This is a genomic window from Sphaerisporangium viridialbum (assembly GCF_049674955.1).
GTDB classification, from domain to species: domain Bacteria; phylum Actinomycetota; class Actinomycetes; order Streptosporangiales; family Streptosporangiaceae; genus Sphaerisporangium; species Sphaerisporangium viridialbum.
Genome location: NZ_CP187232.1, coordinates 487,484 through 511,020, shown reverse-complemented (window position 1 = coordinate 511,020; position 23,537 = coordinate 487,484). Strand labels below are relative to the sequence as shown.

The following is a 23,537-nucleotide window of genomic DNA, read 5'->3' as shown; positions in this document are numbered from 1 at the left end:
CTGCGGCCTTCGTTTAAAGCGGGCCGTCTCGTGGGGCTCAGCGGGAGACGTCGAGGAGCGCGTCGATGTCGTCCTCTGGGAGGCCGAGGTCGACGCGGATGCGGTAGCGCGTACGCAGGAGCGCCTCGCGCGTGCCGCCGCCCGCGCCTTCGCCGGCGAGCACCCCCTCGGTGGCCCACTCGTGCGCCCCGTTGAGGTCGCCGTAGGCCAGCAGGGTCTCGGCGACGTGCAGGGCGGTGCTGGGATCGACCCTCCCGTCCGCCTTGATGGACTCGACCAGCTCCTGGGCCTCGGTGGGGCGGTCGAGCTCGAACAGGGTGTCGGCGATGCCGGCCCGTGGATCGACGCTCACCTCACCCCCGTCGTCCAGCGCCCGCTGGAAGCATTCGAGAGCCCTCGCCGGCTGGCCCGCCTGCCGCCACTCCTCGGCGGCCAGCACCAGGATCGCGGCACGGGACACCTCACCGGACGCGTAGCCGCGCGCCAGATCGTCGAGCCTCCCGGCGAGAGCCCCGTGATCGTCGTGCAGGAGCGCCTGTTCGAGCAGCCGATCAAGCTGCCCACGCGTCACATGTGCCACAAGACGAGATTACCGAGCGCCGCTCAACTATGCGCGGACAACAGCAGGCATTGCTCCGGTACTGATTCGCACATGTTTGACTACGCTCCGCGTGTCGCCCGAGGCGAGTGGGCATATTCGCTCCGCCTGGAAGGTCACAAACGCCGTTCGAGGAGCTGCGATGGACATGTCCTGGCAGACGACCTTCGCCCTCGCCTGTGCCGCCGTGCTCGCCGCGATCGTCCCGGGAACCCTCGGATACACCAGTGCCCGGCTGGAGACCGCCGCCCAGCAGCGCCAGGAGCTCGTCAGGTTACGAGCTGAGCTCCAGGCGGCCCGGCAGGTCGTCCGGCAGGTGTCCACGCCGTGCATGCCGCCGGTCGCCGGAACTTCCGACGACCCGGCCCACCTGCCGCCGCAGGCGAAGTCGGAGAGGCACGTGGACCCGCCTCCCACAGGCGTGACGTCGCCCGAGCAGGAGACCGACCCGGCCATCGCGCCGCACGACCAGGAGTAGCCCCGCCTCACGGACGCTCGCCGAGGACCTCGCGCAGCCGTACGGCGAACGCCTTCGGGTGGGTCGTGGGCCCGTTGTGCCCGCCGGGGAACTCCGCCACGGCGGTTCCGAGATGGCGGGCCAGCTCCTGGACGCACTGGAAGTCGAAGAACCCCCGCGAGGTCGTACGTCCCGCCGCCGGCACGACGCGGACCCGCGCGGCGCTCAGCGCGGTGACGTCCGCGACGCCCACCTCGCAGCGGCGCATCGCCGGGATGTCGTACGTGAAGAAGAACTTCATGTTGGCGATGCGCTCCCTGGAGAGCGGCGGAGGCAGCTCGACGTCGGGCTCCCTTCCCTCGGAGCCTGAGCCGGTGATCTCCGCCAGCTTCTTGAAGGCGGCGCCCCACCCCTCGTCGTGATAGGTCTCCTCCAGCTCGTCGAGGACGCGCTCCGTGCCCTCCCGCGCGGCCTCGGGGAGGAGCCGGACCGCGGGAGGCTCGTGGGTGACCAGCGTGCCGATCTGGCGCGGGTGGCGGACGGTCAGCGTGAGCCCGACCAGGCCGCCGAAGCTGGAGCCGAACACGATCGCGGGCTCGGTGGTCAGCTCCGCCAGCAGGCGATGGGCGTCGTCGGCGTGCGTCTCCATCGTCAGCGGGGCCGCCGGATCGTCGGGCCTGCTCCGCGACAGGCCCCGGCGGTCATAGGTCACCACCGTGTGGTCGGCGGCGAGCCGCGTGACCAGGCCGCCCGTGCGCCCGGCGTCGCCCTCCCCGCCCTGCGACACCAGCAGGAGCGGCCCGGTCCCCCGCACCTCGTAGTAGATGCGGGCACCGGGCACGGCCAGCATGTCGCTCTTCATAACGCTCATCGGTTTCCTCCCCTGCGGGGGATACCCACCGTCAGCCGACCCTGCCCGCACGCCACTGGTCGAGCGCCGCCGCCACCCGCGCGACCTCCCCGGGAAACGCCCGCCCCTTCGCGAGCATCCACAACGCACCCTGCAACCGCCGTGCCCGGAGGAACAACTGCAGCCCCGGGTCGTCCGGGTCCGCGCCGTACTCCCGGAGCGCCTCCGGCCCGTCGAGCAGCCCCGTCTTCACCAGGCACGCGAGGTCCCAGCCGACGGGGCCCGAGCAGGTCTCCTCGAAGTCGATCCAGAGCGGTCCGCGGGCGGTGGCGAGGAGGTTCCCTGGGTGGGCGTCACCGTGAAGGGCCTGCGCGGGACCGGGCGCGGCGCGCAGTTCGGTGCCCAGCCGATCGAGGTCGTCGCGCAGCCCGGCGAGCGTTCCAGCGTCGACACCCGGCAGCGGGCCCAGGCGGTCGAGCAGGCAGGCCGTCTCGTCCAGCGCCGGGCCGAGATAGGGCAGCTCACCGGGATACTCGCGAAGGACCTGGTGCAGCTCCGCCAGTGCCCGGCCCACGTCCGCGGGCTTGTAGCGCCGGTCGCCGTCGTGCTCGGCGTAGGTCCAGAAGGACACCGCGTAGCCGTCCTGCTCGAAGGGCCCCGGCGGCAGCAGGTCGCTCACCGGGACGACCGGCACCCCGCGCTCGTACAGGAAGGAGACGACGGACACCTCGCGCGCCAGCGCCTCCGCAGGGCGGGGACGGCCGAGCGCCGTGACCGTGGGGACGCGCGCCACGATCGGCGCGGGACGCAGGTGGACCCGGATGCTGAACGAGTCCTTCAGCACCACCGGATCGGCGACGCGCACCCCGTGGCGCGCGGCGACCGACATGGCAGCGGCGACGGCGGGCCTCACGCGAACATTGTGGCCCATCGGGCGCGGTGGGGGTTCAGGTCAGGTTTTTGGCGGGGCCGCGCCGCAGCAGGGGGATCAGCACGGACGCCAGGGCGAGGTGCATCAGGGACAGGATGGTCCTGGTGCCCGCGGTGGCCTCGACGTAGGCCACCGGGACGAAGGAGATCGCCAGCACCGCGAGGGCGAGCACCGTCCAGATGGTCCTGGCCCGGCGGGCGTACCGCTCCAACAGGGCCAGCACGCCCCAGCCGAGCAGGGAGAAGACGAGCGTGAAGCCGATCACGTTCGGCAGGCCGACGGGACCGGCGGGCTGGCCGTTGTGCGGGTCGACCCGCAGGTCGATCCCGAGGATCTGGGCCACCAGCCAGAGCAGGGCTGTGGCCAGCACCGCCCCGCCGACGGCGATGGCCCTGACCCGCAGGGACGAGGGGGTGCCGCCGGTGGCCGGCTTGGGCGCGCGGGTGTCCGTGGTCATGGAGTGCTCCTTGAGATCGTCAGGGGTCGAGCCGGCCGACAGAGCCGTGCCACGAGTGCGAGAGGGGAAGATCGCTCGTATCCGACCGTATGGTGACCTGCGAAGACATCCAATGCGTGTCTATCTTGATTTCATACTCAATCGTCTTAAAGGCAGCAGCCTGGAGATATGCTCGCCGGATGGACGTGCTGAGCGACGTGATCGCCACCATGCGCACCGGCGAGCCCCGCTCGGCGCTCGTCGAATGGCACGCTCCCTGGGGCCGGCGCTATCACCCCGCCCTCGGGGCCGGGTTCCAGGTGGTCCTGCAAGGGTCGTGCTGGCTGATCCCCGTGGACGGCGCCCCGATCGCGCTGAGCGTCGGCGACGTGGTGTTCATGCCCTACGGGCGCGGGCACGCACTGGCCGACAGCCTCACCACGCCGATCGCCGAAGCCACCTGCGACCCGCAGGACTCCGGCTTCGAGCGGCGCTACGCCGCCCCGCCCGCGGGCCGGCCCCGCGAGGACGGCTCGGCCGCCGTCACGGTCACCCTCTGCGGGGCCTACCAGCTCGACCCCGCGCGGGCCCACCCGCTGCTCGCCGACCTGCCGGAGATCGTCCACCTGCCGGCCCGCCTCGGGCGCCACCCCGAGCTGCGCGCCGCCGTCGACCTGCTGGGCGGCGAGCTGTCCACCGTGCGCCTGGGAGCGGACGCGGTCGTGCCCGCCCTGCTCGACATGCTGCTGCTGTTCATCCTGCGGGCGTGGTTCGACGAGCAGCCTCTCCACGGCACGGCCACCGGCTGGGCGGCGGCGCTCAACGATGCCGCGGTCAGCGCCGCGCTGCACGACATCCACAACGACCCCGCGCACCCGTGGACGGTCGAGGGGCTCGGCGCGCGGGCCGGGCTGTCGCGGGCGGCCTTCTCGCGCCGGTTCACCACGCTGGTCGGGCAGCCGCCGCTGACCTACCTGACCTGGTGGCGCATGACCACCGCGGCACGCCTCCTGCGCGACTCCGACGCGCCGCTCAACGCGGTGGCGGAACGGGTCGGCTACACCTCGGAGTTCGCGTTCGCCAACGCCTTCAAGCGGGAGTACGGCACAGCCCCCGGCAGGTACCGCCGCCAGGGGCGACCCGAGCCGGCACCGGCAGGCTCATAGCCGGCCGGCCGGGCCGGCGTGGGAGGCGGCGGACGCCTGAGGGCCCGCGGGGCTCTCCGACGTCGTGGCCTGTGGCTGGTCCTCGGAGGTGCGGCGACCCTTGAGGCCCGACTGCGTGCGGCGGAGCTGGCTCGAAAGGTATTCGCGGATCAGCCGCTTGGCCTCGTCGACCAGCGGCGGCCATCCCATCGGGTCGCGGCGGAACGCCAGCGCGAGCACCGCGCCACCCGCCTCGACCGCGACGGTGAGGCTCAGGTCGAGCTCCTCGCTGTCGGCCATGCCGAACTCCGCAAGGAGCAGGCCGCGGAGCCGACCGGCGATCACGGTGTTGTTCTCCGAGACCGAGTCGAGCAGGTTGAGGTCGACGGCGTCGCCGAAGCGCAGCGAGCGGAAGCCTGGAACGGTCCTGTGCATGTCGACGTACTCGCCGATGATGGCGTCGACCGCGTGCCACCAGCCGGGGTAGTCCTCGGTCATGAAGCGCCTGCCGACGCGGGCGATGAACAGCTCCACGTTGCGCTGGGTGAGCGCCTGGGTGATCGCCCGCTTGTCGGGGAAGAACTGGTAAACGGAGCCGATCGCGACGTCGGCCCGCTCGGCTATGCGCGTGGTCGAGAGGGCGTCGTAGCCGATCTCGTCGAGCAGCTCGGCGCACGCGTCGAGCATGCGCTCGACGCGCCGCGCACTGCGGCGCTGGGAGGGCTTGCGGCGCAGCGGAGGCTGTTCGTCGTCACAGTGATCAGTGGGCGAGCTGGACACGGAATTCATATTGCCCCCTCGATGTCCAGCGGTCAGTCCTTCCCGGCCAGTCGTCCTATATCGGAAGCCGCAATTCGGGCGAGCCCCCGCATCAATCCCGGAGACAGGCGCGACAGCGCGTACCCTATCTTGCCCTCCGCGTTCACCGGCACGACCGCGGTGTCGCGGTGGACGGCCCGCAGGATGTGCGCCGCGACCCGCTCCGGCGGGTACGCGCGCCGCTGGAGCGCCGACTCGCTCAGCGACCGGTCTCCCCCTCGGTACGTCGCGTTGCTCGCGATCGCGGTGGAGACGAACCCCGGGCAGATCACGCTCACGCCGACGCCCTTGCCCGCCAGCTCGGCGCGCAGGCAGTCGCTGAGCATCTTCACCGCCGCCTTGGACGTCGAGTACGCGGGCAGCAGCCGCGACGGCATGAAGGCGGCGAGCGAGGCGACGTTGACGATGTTACCGCCTTCCCCGCGCTCGACCATCTGCCGCCCGAACAGGCGGCATCCGTGGACGACGCCCCAGAGGTTGACGCCGATGGTCCGCTCCCAGTCGCCGAGCTCGTGGTCCAGGAAGGGGCCGGTGACGGCGATGCCCGCGTTGTTGACCACGATGTCAGGGACGCCGTGCCCGTCCCGCACTGCCTGGGCGAACCGTTCCATGTCCTCCGCGCGGGAGACGTCGACCTGGTGGGCGTGGGCGGTCCCGTAGAGGCGCTCGATCTCGGCGGCCGTACGGCGGGCGGCGTCGAGGTCGAGGTCCGCGCAGACCACCTCGGCGCCGTGGGCGGCGAAGGCGCGGGCCGTGGCCCTGCCGATGCCGCTTCCCGCACCCGTGACCACCACGAGCCTGTCGTCGTACGGCCCGCGCACCCCGGCGACGCGCGCGCGCCGGAGCTCGCGGGAGGGCTCGGTGCCGTACTCGATGTGGCGGGCGAACTCGCCGATCATGCGGGCGACCGTCCCCGGGCTGCCGCGCTGCGCCCAGTGCCCGGCCGGGATCGTACGGTGCCACATGCGCGGCACCCAGCGGTGCAGGGACGCGAGCAGGCGCGGCGCGACGAACACGTCCTTCTCGGCCTCGATGAGCTGTAGCGGGACCTCGACGTACGGCTCGGGCACGAGGTCGCGCGCGGTGAACATGTTCGCCCGGTAGAGGTTGACCCCGTTCGTCCCGTCCCGGACCAGCGTGTCCGCCGGGTGCCCGTCACGCGGCGCGATGCCTTCCGACAGCCGCATGACGCGGGCGAGCGCCCGGGGCATCACCGTGCGCCAGGCCAGCTCGGGCACCCCCGGCGCCTGGAACGCGGCCATGTACCAGGACCGCAGCGCCTGCCCGGCGACCTCGCGCCTGCCGGCGTTCCTCATGAAGTCGGCCCACTGGTGCAGGCCGGGACCGCCAAGGGACGTGAACGAGGCGAATCTGCGGGGGAACCGCCGCGCGGCCTCCCATCCCTGGATGGACCCCCAGTCGTGGCCGGCCAGGTGCACGGTGTCCTTGCCGATCGCGTCGAGCACCCCGGCGAGGTCGTCCACCAGGCGGTCGAGGGTGTAGCCGCGGGTGTCGCGCGGGGCCGACGAGCGGCCCGCTCCCCGCACGTCGTACCGGACGACGTGGAAGTCCGCCGCGAGCAGGCCGGCGACCTCGTCCCACACCCGGTGGGTGTCGGGGTACCCGTGGACGAGCAGCAGCGTGGGCTTCGCCGGGTCACCCTCCTCGTAGAGCGCCAGCCGTACGTCGCCCGCCTCGATGAACCGCATACGCCCCACTCCACACCCTGGAAGGCTGTTGGACAATATGTCCAAAGCTAGGACGTGAAGGAAGCCCGCCTCAGGCCTTGGATTCCAGCCCCGCGCAGCTCCGCAGGGCCTTCCAGCTCGTCACGGCCTGCTGCTTGGCGGCGCCGGTCACCGGGATCGGGATGCCCCCGTTGATGCGCGCCGGAGTCCACTGGTCCTTGAGCACCTTCCTGCCGTTGATCGTCAAGGTCAGCACGCCGGTCGCGCCGGTCTCAGGGCCGGAGTTGTAGAAGACGAAGTTGCCCATGCCGTAGTTGACGTAGCGGCCCTGGAGGTAGCCGCTGCCGAGCAGGATGTGGGCGTGACCGCCGACGATCACGTCGGCACCCGCCGCGATCAGCTTGGGCGCGAGCGCGAGCTGCGCGGGGTTCGGGCACTTCTGCAGCTCGGTGCCCCAGTGGAGATGGACGATCACGGTGTCGGAGGTCTTGCGCGCCTGCTTGACGGCCTGGATGAGCCGCTCCTCGTTCTTGGCCGAGGCGAGGCCGCCCTGGGTGTTCGTGGCCGTCCACGCCTGGATGAACTCGGAGTCCAGCACCTGGGTGGCGCCGATGATGGCGACCCGGTTGCCGTTGACGGTCCTGCGGAACGGCTTGTACGCCTCCGCGGCGTTCTCGCCGATGCCGACGATCGGGAACTTCGAGGCGCGGATCGCCGCGAGGGAGTCGCGCAGCCCGCTCTGCATGTAGTCCATGCCGTGGTTGTTCGCCATGGAGGCGACGTCGACCCCGGCCGCCTTGAGCGCGGTGAGCGCGGCCGGAGGCGCGCGGAAGGTGAACTGCTTGCCCGGCGCGGGCGTGCCGCCCGTGGTGATGGCGGTCTCCAGGTTCACCATGGCCAGGTCGGACCGGCGCAGCACCGAGGAGATCGGGCCGAGGGCGGTGCGGGGGGCGGCGAGGCGGTTCCTGAGCACGCCCTCGAAGTGCACGTCACCACCGAAGGAGATGGTGAACGGCTTGCGTTGCGGTTTGTCCTTGGGACCCGCCGACGCGGGGGCGGACGAACCGGTCTCCTTGGCCCCGGGGCCGGCCGACTCCGCGGCCGAGCACGCCGCGGCCGGCACGGCGGCGAACGAGGCCACCAGCGTGACGGCGGCGAAACGCCGGGCACGCGCTCCGGCGAGGGGGGACTTCGACGGGGTGGGCATCGCGGGCATGACGGGGTGACTTCTCATCGCTCCAAGAGCATGCCATCTTCCGCCCGTAGATGGACACCGCCACCCCAGTGCGATCGACATTCGCCAAACTGGGAGGATTCCTTTACTTGAATGATTCAGGTTTAGTGCCTAAGGTGCAGGTCGTGGGTGATATCGAGCGACTTCGTGACGCCGGGCTGCGGGTGACCGCGGCGCGAGTCGCGATCATGCACACCGTTCGAGAGGGCGACCACCTCGATGTGGACGCCATCCATCGCGGTGTGCGCGACCGAGTGGGCCAGGTGTCCCTCCAGGCCGTCTACGACGGGCTGCACGCGTTGCACCGAGCCGGGCTCCTCCACAAGATCGAGCCCATGGGCAGTCCCGCCCGCTACGAGGCCAGGGTGGGTGACAACCACCATCACCTCGTCTGCCGCCGGTGCGGCACGGTAACCGACGTCGACTGCGCGACCGGGGAGGCTCCTTGTCTCGATCCCGTGGACGCCGCCGGCTTCCTGGTCGAGGAGGCCGACGTGATCTATTGGGGCATCTGCCCCGGCTGCCGATCCCCAGGCGACTGACCGCCGCACCCAGCACTTCACACGGAGTTCAGGGCACCAGCCGTACTCCATCAACAGCCGTACTCCATCAATGACGACCCGGAGGACCGCGCGATGACCGACCGGCCCATCACCACCACGGACGCTGGCATTCCCGCGCCGAGCGACGAGTTCTCGCTCTCCGTTGGCCCCAACGGCCCCCTGCTGCTGCAGGATCACTACGTCATCCAGAAGATGGCCCAGTTCAACCGGGAACGGGTTCCCGAGCGCGTGGTGCACGCCAAGGGCGGCGGCGCACACGGCGTACTGCGGATCACCGAGGACATCAGCCAGTACACCAAGGCCAACCTGTTCCAGAAGGGGAAGGAGACCCCCCTCTTCATCCGCTTCTCCTCGGTGGCGGGCGAGCTCGGCAGCCCTGACACCCAGCGCGACCCGCGCGGCTTCGCGATCAAGTTCTACACCGACGAGGGCAACTACGACATCGTCGGGAACAACACCCCGATCTTCTTCATCCGCGACCCCTCGAAGTTCTCGGACTTCATCCACAGCCAGAAGCGGCGCGCGGACACCAACCTGCGCGACCACAACATGCAGTGGGACTTCTGGACGCTGTCCCCCGAGTCGGCCCACCAGGTCACGTTCCTCATGACCGACCGCGGCACGCCGACGAGCTGGCGGCACATGCACGGCTTCGGCTCGCACACGTTCCTCTGGTACAACGCGAGCGGCGAGAAGTTCTGGGTGAAGTACCACTTCAAGACCGACCAGGGCGTGGAGAACTTCACCGACGCCGAGGCCGGGGCCGTGATCGCGCAGGACGCCGACCACCACATCCGCGACCTGCACACCGCGATCAAGAACGGCGACCACCCGTCCTGGACGGTCAACGTGCAGATCATGCCGTTCGAAGAGGCGGCGGACTACCGCTTCAACCCCTTCGACCTGACCAAGGTGTGGCCGCACGGCGACTACCCCGAGATCACGATCGGCAGGTTCACCCTCGACCGCAACCCGGAGAACTACTTCGCCGAGGTCGAGCAGGCCGCCTTCGAGCCGGCCAACCTCGTGCCGGGCATCGGGGCCTCGCCGGACAAGATGCTCCAGGGCCGGCTGTTCTCCTACCCCGACACCCACCGCTACCGCATCGGGGCGAACTACCTTCAGCTCCCGATCAACCAGCCCAAGTCGCCCGTCCACAGCTACAACAAGGACGGCGCGATGCGCTACAGCAACCCCGGCGACCCGGTGTACGCGCCGAACACCGCCGGCGGCCCCGCGGCCGACCCGGCGTTCTTCGCCGGCGAGAACTACCAGGTGGCGGGCGAGATCATCCGTAGCGCCTACCAGAAGCACGCGGAGGACGACGACTTCGTCCAGCCGCGCGCTCTGTGGGAGAACGTCCTGTCCGACACCGACCGCTCCCACCTCGTGAGCAACATCGTCGGCCACGCCTCCGCGCCGGAGGTCACCGGCGACATGAAGAAGCGCGTCGTGGAGTACTGGACCAACGTCCACAAGGACCTCGGCGACAGCGTCGCCAACGGTCTGGGCGTTCTCTGACCGGTGGATGAGCGGCGGCCCGCCGGTACGAACCGTGCCGGCGGGCCTTTCGCCGTCCTGGGCCGTTTCCGGCCGCGAGAGGCCGGGCCGAAGGCTGCCACCTCGCGGCCCGGCGGGGGGTTGAGAACAGTTGAGAACACAGAATCCGAGAACCATCGAAGGGCGTCTCTGATCGCGGGACCACGGTACCAAGCCGGTCCTGAATTCTCAGGGTTTGCGGCCCACAATCGCCCTTCCCTGCGATCGACATGCGCGGTAAAGATGGGTTTGTCCCTTGAACTCAGGAGGCAGACCATGCGTACGGCGCACCGAACGTGCCCGCTCTGTGAAGCTGTCTGCGGCCTCACGATCACCCTGGACGACGACGACCACGTGGTGGGAGTGCGAGGGGACGACGCGGACCCCTTCAGCAAGGGGTTCATCTGCCCCAAGGGCGCGAGCCTCGGCCGGCTCGACGAGGATCCCGACCGCCTGAGCGTGCCGCTGATCCGCGAGGGCGGCGAGTGGCGGGAGGCAAGCTGGGCGGAGGCCTTCGAGGCGGTCGAGCGCGGCCTCGCCGCCGTTCCCGGCCCCGCTCGCGGCGTCTACCTCGGCAACCCGAGCGCCCACACGATGGCTGGAGCGCTGTACGGCGCTCCGCTGATCCGCAGCCTCGGCACCCGGCAGGTCTACTCCGCCAGCACCGCCGACCAGATGCCCAAGCACGTGGCCGCGGGCCTGATGTTCGGCCACCCGCTCACGATCCCGGTGCCGGACCTCGACCGCACCGCGTACCTGCTCATGCTGGGCGCCAACCCGCTGGAGTCGAACGGCTCGCTCTGCACCGCTCCCGACTTCCCAGGACGCCTCAAGGCCCTGCGCAGGCGGGGAGGGCGCCTGGTCGTCGTCGACCCGCGCCGCACGCGCACGGCCGCGCTCGCGGACGAGCACGTCTTCATCCGCCCGGGAACGGACGCCTACCTGCTGATGGGCATCGCCCACACGCTCTTCGCCGAGAAGCTGACGAACGTACGCGTGCCGGTGAACGGGCTGGCCGAGGTCGAGGCGGCGGTGGCGGCGTTCACCCCCGGGGCCTGCGCCGACGCGTGCGGGGTGCCCGCCGAGCTGATCGTACGGCTGGCGCGCGAGCTGGCCGCCGCGCCCTCCGCCGCCGTGTACGGACGCATCGGCACGTGCACGGTGGAGTTCGGCACGATCGCGCAGTGGCTGGTCGACGTGGTGAACGTGCTGACCGGCAACCTCGACCGGCCAGGCGGCGCCATGTTCCCCCGTCCGGCCACCGAGGGCCCGCGCCGGCGCAAGCCGTACGCCATCGGGCGCTGGCACAGCCGCGTGCGCCACATGCCCGAGGCCAACGGCGAGCTGCCGGTGGCCACGCTGGCCGACGAGATAGAGACGCCCGGTGAGGGGCGCATCAGGGCGCTGATCACGGTCGCGGGCAACCCGGTGTTGTCGGCGCCGAACGGCTCGCGGCTCGACCGGGCGCTTGCCGTCCTGGACTTCATGGTCAGCGTCGACCCCTACCTGAACGAGACGACGCGGCACGCCCACGTCATCCTGCCTCCGCCGCGCGTGACGCAGGCGGGGCACTACGACTTCGCGCTGCTGGGCTTCGCCGTGCGCGACTACACGCGCTACTCGCCGCCCGTGGTCTCCCTGGAGCCGGGACGGCCCACCGAGGCGGTCATACTCGCGCGGCTCGCCATGATCGCGTCCGGGCAGGGCGCGGGCGCCGACCCCTCCGCCCTGGACGAGCTGATCCTCGGCGAGATGCTCCGCAAGGCGACGGAAACGCCCGGGTCACCCGTCGAAGGGCGCGACCCGGCGGAGCTGCGAGCCCTGCTCACCGGCTCCAGCGGGGCCGAACTCCGCCTCGACGCGATGCTGCGCCTCGGCCCGTACGGCGGCTGGGGCGGGGACGACGGCCATGACCTGTCCCTGGCGCGGCTGCTGGAGAGCCCGCACGGCATCGACCTCGGCCCGCTACGGCCCCGGCTCCCCGGCATCCTCAGCACCGCCTCAGGGGCCGTCGAACTGGCCCCAGAACCGATCCTGGCCGACGTCGGACGGCTCCGCGAGGCGCTCGCGAGGGAGGCCGGCGGCTTCGTCCTCATCGGACGGCGGCACCTGCGCTCCAACAACAGCTGGATGCACAACGTCGCGCCGCTGGTGGGCGGCACCAACCGCTGCACGCTGCAGATCAACCCGCAGGACGCCGCCGAGCTGGGGCTGGCCGAGCAGGCGGTCGTACGGTCGGCGGCCGGCGAGCTCACCGTACGGCTCGAACCGACGGACACGATCATGCGAGGGGTGGTGAGCCTGCCCCACGGCTGGGGCCACGCGGGCACCTCGCAGCTCGTGGCGGCCAAGAACGCCGGGGTGAGCGCCAACACGCTGACGGACGAGTCGATCGTGGATCCGCTGTCGGGAAACGCGGTGTTCAACGGGGTGCCGGTGACGCTTGCACCCGCCTGATCGGGGGTCAAGGCGCGGGCCTGGGCAAATCCGGGCGCTTCCGGTAATAGGCTGTGGCGCGTGACCACCGTGCCCGATAAGGAACGTCTGCTGGCCCAGGTCGGTTTCGCCGTGGAAATCGACAAGCTGAAGCGTGTGCTCCGCCGCAACACCCTGATGGACGGCTCCCGCAGGGAGAACGACGCCGAGCATTCGTGGTACCTCGGGATGCTGGCCATGGTCCTCGGCGAGCACGCGCCACCCGGCACCGACCTCGACCGCGTCTGCGCCATGTTGCTCGTGCACGACATCGTCGAGATCGACGCCGGCGACACCTTCATCTACGACCTCGCGGCGGTCGAGTTGCAGGAGAAGGCCGAGCGCGCCGCGGCGGACCGCATCTTCGGCCTGCTGCCCGAGGACCAGACCACCACACTGCGTGCCCTGTGGGAGGAGTTCGAGGAGCGGAAGACGCCCGAGGCGAGGTTCGCGAGGGCTCTCGACCGGCTGGCGCCGATGATGGCCAACCATCAGAACGAGGGTGGAAGCTGGGTGCGCCACGGGGTCACCGTCGATCAGGTGATGGAGAAAGTCGAGATCATCCGCGAGGGCTCAGCGGCCCTCGGCGACTACGCCGCCGAGATTGTCGAGCTGTCGGTGGCCCGCGGTCACCTGGCCCGGAGCCGCGCGTAGTCGCCTTCGCGGTGTTCTCTTCGGTTCTGGGGGGTAGGTCCCCTAGGGCGAGAGGGGGCGAAAGTGGAGGAAACTTCGAAGGCCGTCAACTCGCGACGCCGTACGCTCATGGAGTCCCTCGGCTTCGGCCGAATGTCGGTTCCGGTAGGCCTGACCGAACGTCTTGAGCACGTGAGGGCGCTAGACCGCGTGGTCGTGCCGGTGGCGAAGACGATCCGGCGCAGGCTCCCGTCCGGGAGCGCGCTCAGGGACATGCTGCACGGCGTGCCCACCGGGCATCCGCTGCACCCCCCGCTGGCGACGATCAGCCTGGGCTGCTGGACGGCGACGGCGGTGCTCGATCTCATCGACGTGGATCCCCGGGCGTCCCGGGCCGTGCTGGCCACGGGCATCGCCGGCGCCATCCCGGCCGCCGCCGCGGGCATCACCGACTGGTCGATGCTGCACCTGGAGCAGCAGAGGGTGGGATTCGTCCACGCCATGGTCAACCTGGCGGCGCTCGGGCTCTACTCGGGGTCGCTCATGATGCGGCTGTCCGGGAGGCACCAGGCGGGGCGCACGCTGGCGTTCGCCGGCCTCGGCGCCGCGGGCCTGGGCGGCTACCTCGGCGGGCACCTGGCCTACCGCATGGCGGCCGGGCCGACCCACGCGGAGCCGACGACGCACCTCGTGCCGCTCGGCTGGCACGACCTGTGCCGCTTGTGGGACCTGCCCGACGGGCGTCCGGTCACGCGCCGGCTGGGCTACATCAACCTTTTCGTCCTGCGGCACGGCGCCCAGGTGAAGGTCCTCGCCGACCGCTGCTCGCACCTCGCGGGGCCGCTGCACCAGGGGCGGCTGAAGCTGGAGAACGACGAGGCCTGCGTCGTCTGCCCGTGGCACGGCAGCACGTTCCGCCTGGAGGACGGCGCCGTGGTGCACGGGCCCGCCACCGCGCCCCAGCCGGCCTTCGAGGTCAACATCAGGGGCGACGGCATCGTCCAGGTCCGTCCGCGCGAGGCCTGAGGCTCATTCGTCCTCGCGGTCGGCGGCCGGGTACTCGACGAGGGCGAGGATGCGGCTCGCCATGAAGCGGGCGGTCCGCACGGCCGTACCGCTCCTGGTCACCTCGCTGACCTCCACGAGGCCTCTCCGGGTGGCGACGTCGACCCGCCGCCCGGCCTTCGTCGCCACGACCTCGTACGTGCGCGGAGCATCGCCCGCGTCTATGACGATCTCGACCCGGTCACCCTTCATGTCCAGATAAATACCCACTTGTGGGTGTGGTCAGCCGTACACCAGTTTGATAATCGCGACGATGCCGACGCACACGATCAGGCCGCGCAGCACCAGGGCGGGCAGCCTGCGGCCGACGCGCGCGCCGAGGAACCCGCCGACCAGCGAGCCCAGCGAGACCAGGAGCACGGCCCACCAGTCGACGGGCGCGATCAGCGCGAACAGGATGGCCGCCGTGGAGTTCACCACCAGCGACAGCACGTTCTTCGCGGCGTTGACGCGTTGCAGGTGCTCGTCCAGGAAGATGCCGAGCAGCCCGATCAGCACCACACCCTGCGCGGCGCCGAAGTAGCCGCCGTAGACCCCCGCTCCGAACACGCCGAGCCAGAGCCACGGCCCGCCGTGCGGGTGGGGGCTGTCCTGCCGCTTGGAGAGCCAGGCGTTGAGCCGGGGCTGCGCGACGACCAGCACACAGGCGAGCGCGATCAGGATGGGGACGATCACCTGGAAGGCCTTGGCGGGCAGGGAGAGCAGGAGCAGGCCTCCCGCGAGCGACCCGAGCATCGAGCCCACGGCGAGCCGCAGCAGCCGCTCTCGCTGACCCTTGAGCTCGGCCCGGTAGCCCAGCACGCCGGTGACGTTGCCCGCCACGAGCCCGACGTTGTTGGACACGTTCGCGACGATCGGCGGATACCCGAGCGCGAGCAACGTCGGGAACGTGATCAGCGAACCCGACCCGACCACGGCGTTGATGCCCCCGGCCGCGAACCCGGCCGCGAGGACCGCGACCACCTCCCACGGTGTCAACATGCCACCTTTCGTACGGCTTCGCCCGATGGTAGGCGGCACCCGTACCCAGCCCGCGGGGAGGGGTCACACCGGACGGCCCACCGGGTGCTCACCGGGTGGGAGGGCCCTCCTTGGGCTGGGAGAAGAGACCGCCCAGGCTCTCAAGGGCCTTGCCCATCTCGGAGGGCACGATCCAGAGCTTGTTGGCGTCGCCCTTGGCGATCTCGGGAAGCGTCTGGAGGTACTGGTAGGCGAGCAACCGCTGGTCGGGGTTTCCCTCGTGGATGGCCCGGAACACCATCGCGATGGCGTCCGCCTGGCCCTTGGCCCGCATGGCCTGGGCCTCGGCGTCGGCCTGCGCGCGCAGCACGGCGGCCTCGGCCTCGCCGCGCGCCCTGAGGACGGCGGCCTGCCGCTCGCCCTCCGCCGTGAGGATCGCCGACTGCTTCTGCCCCTCGGCCGACAGGATGGAGGCGCGCTTGTCGCGGTCGGCCCGCATCTGCTTCTCCATGGAGTCCTGGATGGAGGCAGGCGGGTCGATGGCCTTGAGCTCGACGCGGTTGACCCGGATGCCCCACCTGCCGGTGGCCTCGTCGAGCACCCCGCGCAGCTCGGAGTTGATCTCCTCGCGGGAGGTCAGCGTGCGCTCGAGATCCATGCCGCCGACGACGTTGCGCAGGGTGGTGACCGTGAGCTGCTCGACGCCGGTGAGGAAGTTCGCGATCTCGTACGTCGCGGCCTTGGGGTCGGTCACCTGGAAATAGATCACCGTGTCGATCGACACGACGAGGTTGTCGGAGGTGATGACCGGCTGCGGGGGGAAGGAGACGACCTGTTCTCGCAGGTCGACGGTGGTCTTGACCCCGTCGATGAAAGGCACGACGATGTTCAGCCCCGGGGTGAGCGTGCGGTGATAACGCCCGAGCCGCTCGATGATGTACGCCTGCGCCTGCGGCACGATGCGAATGGTGCGATATAAAGCGAACCCCGCGATGGCCACCACGATCATGGCGACGACAAGTTGTGTCATGAGCCACTCCGACCCGACGAATCCGATGAGCCCCCGGCCGGAATGATATTTGGTTTGGCCTTTACTTGTTCGATAACCACGCGGGTGAATCGGCTCGAATCGAAAATCACCCGCCCGCGTGGCCGATTTACCCGATCACCCTGGAAGCGCGCGGGCGTACCACCGGCCGTCCGCGCTGCGCTCAAGGCTCAGGGGCACGCCGAAGGTGCGAGAGAGGTTGTCGGCGGTCATGACGTACTCGATCGGGCCCTGGGCCACCACGGACCCGTGGCGGAGCAGCAGCACGTGCGTGAACCCGCTCGGCACCTCCTCCACGTGGTGGGTGACCAGCACCATGGTCGGGGCCTTGGCGTCGTAGGCGAGCGCCGACAGGCGGCGCACGAGGTCCTCACGGCCGCCGAGGTCGAGCCCGGCCGCCGGCTCGTCGAGCAGCAGCAGCTCGGGGTCGGGCATGAGGGCCCGCGCGATCTGGACGCGCTTGCGCTCGCCCTCGGACAGCGTGCCGAACTTCCGCCGGATCAGATGGGCGCAGCCGAGCTGGTCGATGAGCTCCACCGCGCGCGTGACGTCACCCGAGTCGTACTCCTCGTTCCACCGGCCGAGGATGGCGTACGACGCGGTGAGCACGAGGTCGATGACCTTCTCCTCCGGCGGCACCTTCTCGGCCAGCGCGGCGCTGGCGAGGCCGATGCGAGGCCGCAGGTCGAAGACGTCCGTCTGGCCGAGCCGCTCGCCGAGGATCTCCACCGAGCCCTCGCTGGGATAGAGAAGAGCCGCCGCGACCTGCAGCAGCGTCGTCTTCCCCGCCCCGTTGGGGCCGATCACCACCCAGCGCTCGTCCTCCTCGACGGTCCAGTCGATGCCCCGCAGCAGGGCCGCGCCATCTCTGCGGACGGCGACGTCCTGGAGCCGAAGCACCTGACCACCCATCCCGAATACCTCCTGACCTGTTCACCCGGATCAACCCGGTTCATCCGGATCAACCCGGCGCCACCGGGCGAGTCGCCCCGCCCAGTGTCCCTCCGGACCAAACCTATTGCAGCATCAGCGCATATCGTGGTTCGGTGCACCCCGATTCACCGATCTCCGCCACCTTGGTCGCATGGGGCAACGCCTGGCTTGCCGGACATGTCGGCCTGGACGAGGCCGTCGACCGGCTGGAGCGCGCGGCGGGACCACAGGTCGTCTCGAGTGAGGTGACCGACACCCCCTTGCGCCGGTTCCTCGCCGACCTGCGCGTCGAGGGCCTTAGCGCCCTGCGCCTGGCCCTTCCCGCCGCGGGCGACCCGCTCGGCCTGACCGGCCCTCCCCCGTTCAACATGGCCGCCGTGGACGCCGGGCAGGCGGCCACGGCCGTGCTCCCCGGCAGGTCCCTGGGCCTGGTCCCCTCCCTCGACCGTCGCGGCTCGTCCTACTCCGGAGTCCGCTGGACCTCGATGGAGGCGGGCACGGCCGCGCCGGACCTCCCCGGCCTCACCGACGCCGAGCACGCGCTCACCATGGCCATGCGCTCGGCGACCGACGCGCTGCTGTCGGTCGAAGGCCCGGCCAAGGCCCAGCCCTCGATCACGACCACCGACGAGGGCCTCGCCCCGGGATACCCCGCCCGTGCCCACAGGGTGGCCGCCCTCGCGGCGCGCCTCACCTCGGTGCTGCGCGTCGCGGACGAGCGCGGGCTCACCTCCGGGCAGATCGCCGTGCGCGACGAGGCCCTGCGCGACCTCGACCGCGCGGTACGCCGCGCCCGGGTGGCCGCCCACCACGCGATCATCGAGGCCCGTCACTCGCCCGACTCGCTGAGGACCCCTCCCGGCGGCTCCCGGCCCCGGCCGGACAACGCTCATCCGCGCGGCGCGTAGCCGTGTCGCACGGCGTACAGGGCGGCCTGCGTGCGGTCCTGTACGCCGAGCTTCATCAGCACATTCGAGACGTGGGTCTTGACGGTCTTCTCGGCCACCACGAGCTCCCTGGCGATCTCGCGGTTCGACCGTCCTGAGGCGATCAGCGCGAGTACCTCGCGCTCGCGCTCGGTCAGCACGGCGATGGGCGCGCGCCCGGCCGGGGCCTCCGTGCCGGTCGGCACGTCCAGCCCGGTCAGCATGGCCTCCGCCGCCTCGGGCGCCAGCAGCACCTGGCCGCCGCGCACCGCGCGGATGGCCTGCACGAGCGCCGCCGGGTCCACGTCCTTGTAGAGGAAGCCCGACGCCCCCGAGCGCATGGCGGGGGCCACGTCGCCCCTGTCGCTCACCGAGGTCAGCACGATCACCCGTACGTCGAGGCCGCGCTCGGACAGCTCGCGCAGGGCGCCCAGGCCGTCCAGCACGGGCATCTTGAGGTCGAGCAGCAGCACGTCGGGGGCCAGCGACGCGACCAGGGCGACGGCCTCGGCCCCGTCCGCGGCCTCGCCCACGATCTCGAGGTCGTCCTGCAGGTCGAGGAAGGTGCGCAGGCCCTGGCGCACGACGGGGTGGTCGTCCGCGATGAGAACACGGATCACGCGGGCACCTCCAGCCGGACGACCGTCCCCGCGCCCTGCCCCGAGGACACCAGCAGCGAGCCGCCGGCCGCCTCGGCCCGATCTCTCATCGACACGAGCCCGAGGCCGCGGAAGGCGGGAGTCTCGACCTCGAAACCGTCGCCGTCGTCCCTGACCTCCAGCGTGAGGCGCGATCCCTCGGCCTGGAGGCACACCTCTATCGACGACGCGTTCGCGTGCCTGAGCGCGTTGTGCAGGGCCTCCTGGGCCACCCGCAGCACGGCCACCTCCGTCGCGGGGGGCAGGTCGCCGGACGGTGCGGACGCGAAGGTGATCCTCACGGGATACAGGCGGTCGAGCAGGGTGACGTGCTTGCGCAGTGTCTCGGCCAGCCCGTGCCGGTCGAGCTCGGCGGGACGCAGCTCGACGATCACCGCCCTCAGCTCGGCCAGCGCCTCTCCCGCCAGCCGCTGGACGCGCTCGATCTCGGCCATCGCCCGCTGCGGGTCCGAGGTGACCAGCGAGGCCGCCGCCTGGGCCGTGAGCCGCAGCGAGAAGAGCTTCTGGGTCACGGCGTCGTGCAGCTCGCGCGCCATGCGGGTGCGCTCCTCGACGATCGTCAGCTCGCGGCTCCGCTCGTACAGCCGGGCGTTGGTCAGGGCGATCGCCGCGTGCGCCGCGAAGAGGGTGAGCAGATCCTGGTCCTCCTGGGTGAACCCGCCGGGCGTGCGCTTGTTGGACAGGAAGATGATGCCGAGGATCTGGTCGGCGTCCCGGATCGGCACCCCGATGAAATCCTTGAGCACCGGGTGCGCCGCCGGCCACCACTCGAAGCGCGGGTCCTCGCGGATGTCCGGCAGGCGCACCGGAGCCGCCTCCTGGAGCATCGCGGCCAGCATGCCGTGCTGGCGAGGGAGCGGGCCGATGGCGTCCCACTGCTTGTCGCTGACGCCGTCCGCGACGAACTCCGCGAACGAGCCGTCGTCGTCGGGCACGCCGAGCGCGGCGTAGCGGGCGGCGAGCAGCGTGCGCGCCGAGCGCACGATCACCTGGAGGACCTCGCGCACCGAGAGGTGCCGGGTGACGGCGAGCACCGCGGAGCTGACCGCGTGCAGCACGGCGTCGCGCTCGATGTCGCGCCCGGTGTCATGCTCTGTGGCCGGTTCGGTCGTCACGACCACACTGTAGGCGCGGCGGCCATCTGAAGCCGCTCGGCCGATGGTCCTAGGTCCGTACCTCCGCACCGCCTAGGCCTATGAGCCCGGGCGGGAGGGGCCGGAGGCCCGATGTCCCGCGGGCGCGCCGCTCCTAGCGTCGTGGCCATGGCTGAAGACATCCGACCCACCACAGACACACGGCCGGTGACGGGCACCCCGTCCCCGGCGGGCACTCCCGCGCGGTCCCGGCCCACGGCCCTGGTCACCGGGGCCTCCCGCGGTCTCGGACGCGCCCTGGCCCGCGCCCTCGCCGCCGACGGCTGGCGGCTGGTCGTCACGGCGCGCGGCGCCGCCGACCTCGCGGAGGCCGCACGGGAGACCGGCGCGACGGCACTGGCCGGCGACGTCGCCGACCCGGCGCACCGTGAGCGCCTGGCACAGGCCGTACACGAGCTGGGCGGCCTGGACCTGCTGGTGAACAACGCCGGTTCGCTCGGAGCCGTGCCGCTGCCCCCGCTGGCGGCCTACCCCCTGGACACGCTCTCCGAAGCCCTCGCGGCCAACGTGCTCGCGCCTCTCGGGTTGATCCAGGCGACGCTGCGCGGGCTGCGCGAGCACAGGGGCGCCGTGATCAACATCTCCTCCGACGCCGCCGTGGAGGCGTACGAGGGCTGGGGCGGCTACGGCCTGACCAAGGCCGCGCTCGACCAGCTCTCCCACGTGCTGGCCGTCGAGGAGCCCGACCTCGCCGTCTGGTGGGTGGACCCCGGGGAGATGCGCACGCGCATGCTGGCGGACGCCATCGGCGAGCGGGACGCGGCGAGCGCGGCCGATCCGGATACCGTGGCCCAGTTCCTGGTCGACCTGGTCAAGAGGCGGCCCGAGAGCGGCCGGGTGACCCGGTGATCGCCTTCGACCTGCCGAGGGTCCGCGAGGCGCACGAGCCGCCGGAGGCGCGGGGGCTGGCGCGCGACGCCGTACGCCTCATGGTGACCGGCACCGACGCGGGCTCCGTCACCCACCACACCTTCACCGACCTGCCCGACCTGCTGCGTCCCGGTGACGTGCTCGTGGTCAACGACTCGGCGACCCTGCCCGCGGCCGTGCCGCTGGACCGGCTCGCCGTGCACTTCTCCACCGAGCGCCAGGACGGCTCGTGGCTGGTGGAGCTGCGGCGCCGCTCAGGGTCCGCCACCGGGCCGTACGCGGGAGGGGAGCCCGGGGAGTGGCTGCCGCTCCCCGGAGGCGCCACCCTGCGCCTGCTGGAGCGCGAGACGCCGAGGCTCTGGCGGGCGACCGTCGACCGGGACGTCCCGAGCTACCTGAGGGAGTACGGGCTGCCCATCCGGTACTCCTACGTGGAGCGCGACTGGCCGCTGTCGGCCTACCAGACCGTCTTCGGGGTGCGGCCGGGCAGCGCCGAGATGCCGAGCGCCGGGCGGCCGTTCAGCCACGAACTGGTCACCGCCCTCGTCAGCAGGGGCATCGTGGTCGCACCGATCACCCTGCACACCGGCGTCGCCTCGCCGGAGAAGGACGAACCGCCCTACGCCGAGCGCTTCGCGGTGTCACCGCAGACGGCGCGCCTGGTCAACCAGGCCGAGGGCCGGGTCATCGCCGTGGGCACGACGGTCGTGCGGGCTCTGGAGACGGCCGTGCTGTCCGGCACGGGAGAGGTGCGCGCGGCCGAGGGCTGGACCTCGCACATCGTCACGCCCGCCGTGGGCGTCCACGCGGTGGACGGGCTGATCACCGGACTGCACGAGCCCCGTTCCAGCCATCTCATGATGCTGTCGGCCATCGCGGGCGAGGAGCTTTTGTCCAGGTCGTACGAGGAAGCGCTCCGCGAAGGGTACTTGTGGCATGAATTCGGTGACCTTCACATGATCACGCCGCATCAAATCCGCATAAAGTGATGCACAAGGACGTTCCAAGTCGATAGCTCGATGCTGGATCGCGTCCATTCGAGCCACTTCTACGGGAGATCACCCATGCGTCGGCACCTCTCCGCACTTGCCGCACTCACCCTCGCCGGGTCCCTGGCGGGCGCCTCGCTCGCCATTCCCGCGTCGGCGGACACCGCAGCGGCCACCACCGCGGTCACGGCCGCCCCCGCGAGCGCCACAAAGGCGGTCGCCTCCCCGCAGTCACCGCTTTACACCCGCGTCGTCTGGAACAAGGCCGTTCGGCGTGGCGGCGTCATCACGTATTCACTGAAGAGCACCAACAAGGGCGAGTGGCCCACGGACCTCGCCGGCGTCTTCGGCCAGCTTCCCAGGGGCGCAAGCAAGGCGCGCGTGGTCGGAAAGGCCTCGTCGACCTACTGCGGGCTCTCGGGCCGCGACCTGTTCTGCGTTTTCGACACGCTCAAGCCGAACCGCTCGACCACCCTCAAGATCCGGGTGTGGCTGAAGAAGAGCACCAAGGGAACGGCCGTCGCCCAGTTCGCCCACTTCTCGGTGGACGTCCCCGAGGGCGTCGACGTCACCAACGAGGAGGAGCTGGACAAGCTCGACCTTCAGAACCAGCTCAACTACCGCGCGTTCAAGACCAAGATCCTCCGCTAACCTTCATGTAGCCCTTTCCTGAGCGGCCACCGCACACGCGGTGGCCGCTCTTTCGTCTGGTTCGGGGAACTTCTCCGGCCGCGGGGGGCGTTTACTCGTCTATCCGTCAGGGCGTTTTTTGTAAGCATTTCAGGAACAATGTCCGGATAAAGGCTAATTGAGTGGTCAGAGCGCAGTGGATCATGATAGAAACACTGCGGTTTACCCACGGACTTTCCGGTCCGCACCCCTGGACAAGCCCGTGTTCCCCGGCCGGGAACCACGAGTTCCCGCCTCTGTTCCCTGACCCCCCTGGGAGACGTGCATGCGCCACCCCCTTGGCAAGATCGCGACTACGGTCGTCACCGTCCCGCTCGCGGGCGCTCTGCTGTTCGGCGCCACCCCCGCCTCCGCCGCCCCGGCCACCAGCGCCGCCGCCAAGACCAGCACGGTCAAGGCCGCCGGCGACCCCTACTCCACCTTCTCGGTCAAGGTGACCGCGACCAAGAAGGTCAAGCGCGGCGGCATGATCACCTACCGGATCAAGGGCCTCAACAAGGGCCCCTGGCAGGCTGACGACTTCTACTTCGGCGGCATCCTGCCGAAGGGCATCAGCGGCACCATCTACTACGACGGCCCGAAGGGCACCAAGTGCGACTTCTTCCCTGACGGCTTCTGGTGCTGGCCGCCCCACGTCCTGGAGAAGGGCGAGGACAGCTGGCTGACCATCTCGTTCAAGCTCAAGAAGAGCGTCAAGGGCACCGTGAAGGCGGACCTCGGCGTGAACAGCTGGGACTGGCCGACCGGTTCTGAGGACCTCAGCAGGGACGAGCTGAAGAGGCTCGGCATCAAGGGCTGGTACTTCACCAAGAAGGTGAAGACCACGGTCGTCGGCTAGCCGTACGACCTCCGAGGCCGCCCGCCGGCGCGCGGGC

25 protein-coding genes are annotated in these 23,537 nt (G+C 70.9%); 12 read left to right on the top strand and 13 right to left on the bottom strand.

The genetic code is table 11. The annotated features are described in order from the left end of the window. Nucleotides 1-37: 37 nt before the first annotated feature. A complete protein-coding gene (locus ACOZ38_RS02375) occupies nucleotides 38-580 on the bottom strand; it encodes a tetratricopeptide repeat protein (protein ID WP_424528486.1) in 543 nt (180 codons plus the stop codon). A 160-nt stretch (nucleotides 581-740) separates the two neighbouring features. Between ACOZ38_RS02375 and ACOZ38_RS02370 the strand changes: the two genes are divergently transcribed. After that, complete coding sequence (locus tag ACOZ38_RS02370) at nucleotides 741-1,076, top strand: hypothetical protein (RefSeq protein WP_424528484.1); 336 nt, start codon at nucleotides 741-743, stop codon at nucleotides 1,074-1,076. 7 nt (nucleotides 1,077-1,083) lie between these two features. Here the strand turns inward: ACOZ38_RS02370 and ACOZ38_RS02365 are convergent, their stop codons facing one another. The 3 genes from ACOZ38_RS02365 to ACOZ38_RS02355 are packed head-to-tail and all read right to left on the bottom strand — an operon-like array spanning nucleotide 1,084 to nucleotide 3,293. Continuing rightward, the gene (locus tag ACOZ38_RS02365; RefSeq protein WP_424528482.1) at nucleotides 1,084-1,926 is read right to left on the bottom strand and encodes an alpha/beta fold hydrolase; all 843 of its coding nucleotides are present in this window, start codon (nucleotides 1,924-1,926) and stop codon (nucleotides 1,084-1,086) included. A 31-nt stretch (nucleotides 1,927-1,957) separates the two neighbouring features. Beyond that, the gene (locus ACOZ38_RS02360) at nucleotides 1,958-2,818 is read right to left on the bottom strand and encodes a phosphotransferase (protein WP_424528480.1); all 861 of its coding nucleotides are present in this window, start codon (nucleotides 2,816-2,818) and stop codon (nucleotides 1,958-1,960) included. Between the two features lie 34 nt (nucleotides 2,819-2,852). Further along, nucleotides 2,853-3,293: a DUF6069 family protein gene (locus ACOZ38_RS02355; protein WP_424528478.1), complete on the bottom strand. Its 441-nt coding sequence runs from the start codon at nucleotides 3,291-3,293 to the stop codon at nucleotides 2,853-2,855. A gap of 179 nt (nucleotides 3,294-3,472) precedes the next feature. Here ACOZ38_RS02355 and ACOZ38_RS02350 point away from each other — a divergent pair, with 179 nt between their 5' ends. Further along, complete coding sequence (locus ACOZ38_RS02350; RefSeq protein WP_424528476.1) at nucleotides 3,473-4,438, top strand: AraC family transcriptional regulator; 966 nt, start codon at nucleotides 3,473-3,475, stop codon at nucleotides 4,436-4,438. Here the strand turns inward: ACOZ38_RS02350 and ACOZ38_RS02345 are convergent. The 3 genes from ACOZ38_RS02345 to ACOZ38_RS02335 all read right to left on the bottom strand — a co-directional run bounded on the left by ACOZ38_RS02345 (nucleotide 4,433) and on the right by ACOZ38_RS02335 (nucleotide 8,158). Beyond that, a complete protein-coding gene (locus ACOZ38_RS02345) occupies nucleotides 4,433-5,206 on the bottom strand; it encodes a TetR/AcrR family transcriptional regulator (protein WP_424528474.1) in 774 nt (257 codons plus the stop codon). The two genes, ACOZ38_RS02350 and ACOZ38_RS02345, sit on opposite strands and share 6 nt — an antisense overlap. A 23-nt stretch (nucleotides 5,207-5,229) precedes the next feature. Next, entirely contained in the window at nucleotides 5,230-6,945 is a 1,716-nt protein-coding gene (locus tag ACOZ38_RS02340) for an SDR family oxidoreductase (RefSeq protein ID WP_424528472.1), read from the bottom strand. A 70-nt stretch (nucleotides 6,946-7,015) separates the two neighbouring features. Further along, a complete protein-coding gene (locus ACOZ38_RS02335; RefSeq protein ID WP_424528470.1) occupies nucleotides 7,016-8,158 on the bottom strand; it encodes a CapA family protein in 1,143 nt (380 codons plus the stop codon). A 125-nt stretch (nucleotides 8,159-8,283) separates the two neighbouring features. Between ACOZ38_RS02335 and ACOZ38_RS02330 the strand changes: the two genes are divergently transcribed. The 5 genes from ACOZ38_RS02330 to ACOZ38_RS02310 all read left to right on the top strand — a co-directional run bounded on the left by ACOZ38_RS02330 (nucleotide 8,284) and on the right by ACOZ38_RS02310 (nucleotide 14,394). Beyond that, nucleotides 8,284-8,700, top strand: a complete 417-nt coding sequence (locus ACOZ38_RS02330; protein ID WP_405143563.1) for a Fur family transcriptional regulator — start codon at nucleotides 8,284-8,286, stop codon at nucleotides 8,698-8,700. A 93-nt stretch (nucleotides 8,701-8,793) separates the two neighbouring features. After that, a complete protein-coding gene (locus ACOZ38_RS02325) occupies nucleotides 8,794-10,242 on the top strand; it encodes a catalase (RefSeq protein WP_424528467.1) in 1,449 nt (482 codons plus the stop codon). Nucleotides 10,243-10,536: 294 nt separating this feature from the next. Next, nucleotides 10,537-12,717 carry a molybdopterin-dependent oxidoreductase gene (locus ACOZ38_RS02320; RefSeq protein WP_424528465.1) on the top strand — a complete coding sequence of 727 codons (2,181 nt, stop codon included), beginning with the start codon at nucleotides 10,537-10,539 and terminating at the stop codon, nucleotides 12,715-12,717. Between the two features lie 60 nt (nucleotides 12,718-12,777). Next, on the top strand, nucleotides 12,778-13,389 hold the full coding sequence (locus ACOZ38_RS02315) for an HD domain-containing protein (RefSeq protein WP_405143557.1): 612 nt from the start codon (nucleotides 12,778-12,780) through the stop codon (nucleotides 13,387-13,389). A gap of 63 nt (nucleotides 13,390-13,452) precedes the next feature. Next, entirely contained in the window at nucleotides 13,453-14,394 is a 942-nt protein-coding gene (locus ACOZ38_RS02310; protein ID WP_424528463.1) for a Rieske 2Fe-2S domain-containing protein, read from the top strand. 3 nt (nucleotides 14,395-14,397) lie between these two features. Here ACOZ38_RS02310 and ACOZ38_RS02305 read toward each other — a convergent pair whose 3' ends face one another. The 4 genes from ACOZ38_RS02305 to ACOZ38_RS02290 form a co-directional block, all read right to left on the bottom strand. Continuing rightward, nucleotides 14,398-14,625, bottom strand: a complete 228-nt coding sequence (locus ACOZ38_RS02305; RefSeq protein ID WP_405143553.1) for a hypothetical protein — start codon at nucleotides 14,623-14,625, stop codon at nucleotides 14,398-14,400. A 30-nt stretch (nucleotides 14,626-14,655) separates the two neighbouring features. Further along, nucleotides 14,656-15,414, bottom strand: coding sequence for a sulfite exporter TauE/SafE family protein (locus ACOZ38_RS02300; RefSeq protein WP_424528461.1), 759 nt, complete (start codon nucleotides 15,412-15,414; stop codon nucleotides 14,656-14,658). 88 nt (nucleotides 15,415-15,502) lie between these two features. After that, nucleotides 15,503-16,423, bottom strand: coding sequence for an SPFH domain-containing protein (locus tag ACOZ38_RS02295; RefSeq protein ID WP_424528459.1), 921 nt, complete (start codon nucleotides 16,421-16,423; stop codon nucleotides 15,503-15,505). A gap of 135 nt (nucleotides 16,424-16,558) precedes the next feature. After that, the gene (locus ACOZ38_RS02290) at nucleotides 16,559-17,353 is read right to left on the bottom strand and encodes an ABC transporter ATP-binding protein (protein ID WP_405143547.1); all 795 of its coding nucleotides are present in this window, start codon (nucleotides 17,351-17,353) and stop codon (nucleotides 16,559-16,561) included. 134 nt (nucleotides 17,354-17,487) lie between these two features. Here ACOZ38_RS02290 and ACOZ38_RS02285 point away from each other — a divergent pair, with 134 nt between their 5' ends. Beyond that, nucleotides 17,488-18,282, top strand: a complete 795-nt coding sequence (locus tag ACOZ38_RS02285; RefSeq protein WP_424528457.1) for a hypothetical protein — start codon at nucleotides 17,488-17,490, stop codon at nucleotides 18,280-18,282. On the opposite strand, the gene ACOZ38_RS02280 is transcribed toward ACOZ38_RS02285, so the two are convergent. Together ACOZ38_RS02280 and ACOZ38_RS02275 are read right to left on the bottom strand one after the other, a co-directional pair. Beyond that, nucleotides 18,264-18,920, bottom strand: a complete 657-nt coding sequence (locus ACOZ38_RS02280) for a response regulator (protein ID WP_424528455.1) — start codon at nucleotides 18,918-18,920, stop codon at nucleotides 18,264-18,266. The genes ACOZ38_RS02285 and ACOZ38_RS02280 overlap by 19 nt on opposite strands. Then, nucleotides 18,917-20,074 carry a GAF domain-containing protein gene (locus ACOZ38_RS02275; RefSeq protein WP_424528453.1) on the bottom strand — a complete coding sequence of 386 codons (1,158 nt, stop codon included), beginning with the start codon at nucleotides 20,072-20,074 and terminating at the stop codon, nucleotides 18,917-18,919. Before ACOZ38_RS02275 ends, ACOZ38_RS02280 begins: the two co-directional genes overlap by 4 nt. Nucleotides 20,075-20,221: 147 nt before the next feature. Here ACOZ38_RS02275 and ACOZ38_RS02270 point away from each other — a divergent pair, with 147 nt between their 5' ends. From ACOZ38_RS02270 to ACOZ38_RS02255, 4 genes are all read left to right on the top strand, one after another. After that, nucleotides 20,222-20,962 carry an SDR family NAD(P)-dependent oxidoreductase gene (locus ACOZ38_RS02270; RefSeq protein WP_424528451.1) on the top strand — a complete coding sequence of 247 codons (741 nt, stop codon included), beginning with the start codon at nucleotides 20,222-20,224 and terminating at the stop codon, nucleotides 20,960-20,962. Further along, nucleotides 20,959-21,972, top strand: coding sequence for an S-adenosylmethionine:tRNA ribosyltransferase-isomerase (locus ACOZ38_RS02265; protein WP_424528449.1), 1,014 nt, complete (start codon nucleotides 20,959-20,961; stop codon nucleotides 21,970-21,972). The genes ACOZ38_RS02270 and ACOZ38_RS02265 overlap by 4 nt, the downstream gene beginning before the upstream one ends. Before the next feature lie 75 nt (nucleotides 21,973-22,047). Next, nucleotides 22,048-22,623 (top strand): hypothetical protein, encoded by a 576-nt coding sequence (locus tag ACOZ38_RS02260; RefSeq protein ID WP_424528447.1) that lies wholly within the window; start codon nucleotides 22,048-22,050, stop codon nucleotides 22,621-22,623. A gap of 304 nt (nucleotides 22,624-22,927) precedes the next feature. Then, nucleotides 22,928-23,500, top strand: a complete 573-nt coding sequence (locus ACOZ38_RS02255) for a hypothetical protein (RefSeq protein ID WP_424528445.1) — start codon at nucleotides 22,928-22,930, stop codon at nucleotides 23,498-23,500. Nucleotides 23,501-23,537: the final 37 nt, after the last annotated feature.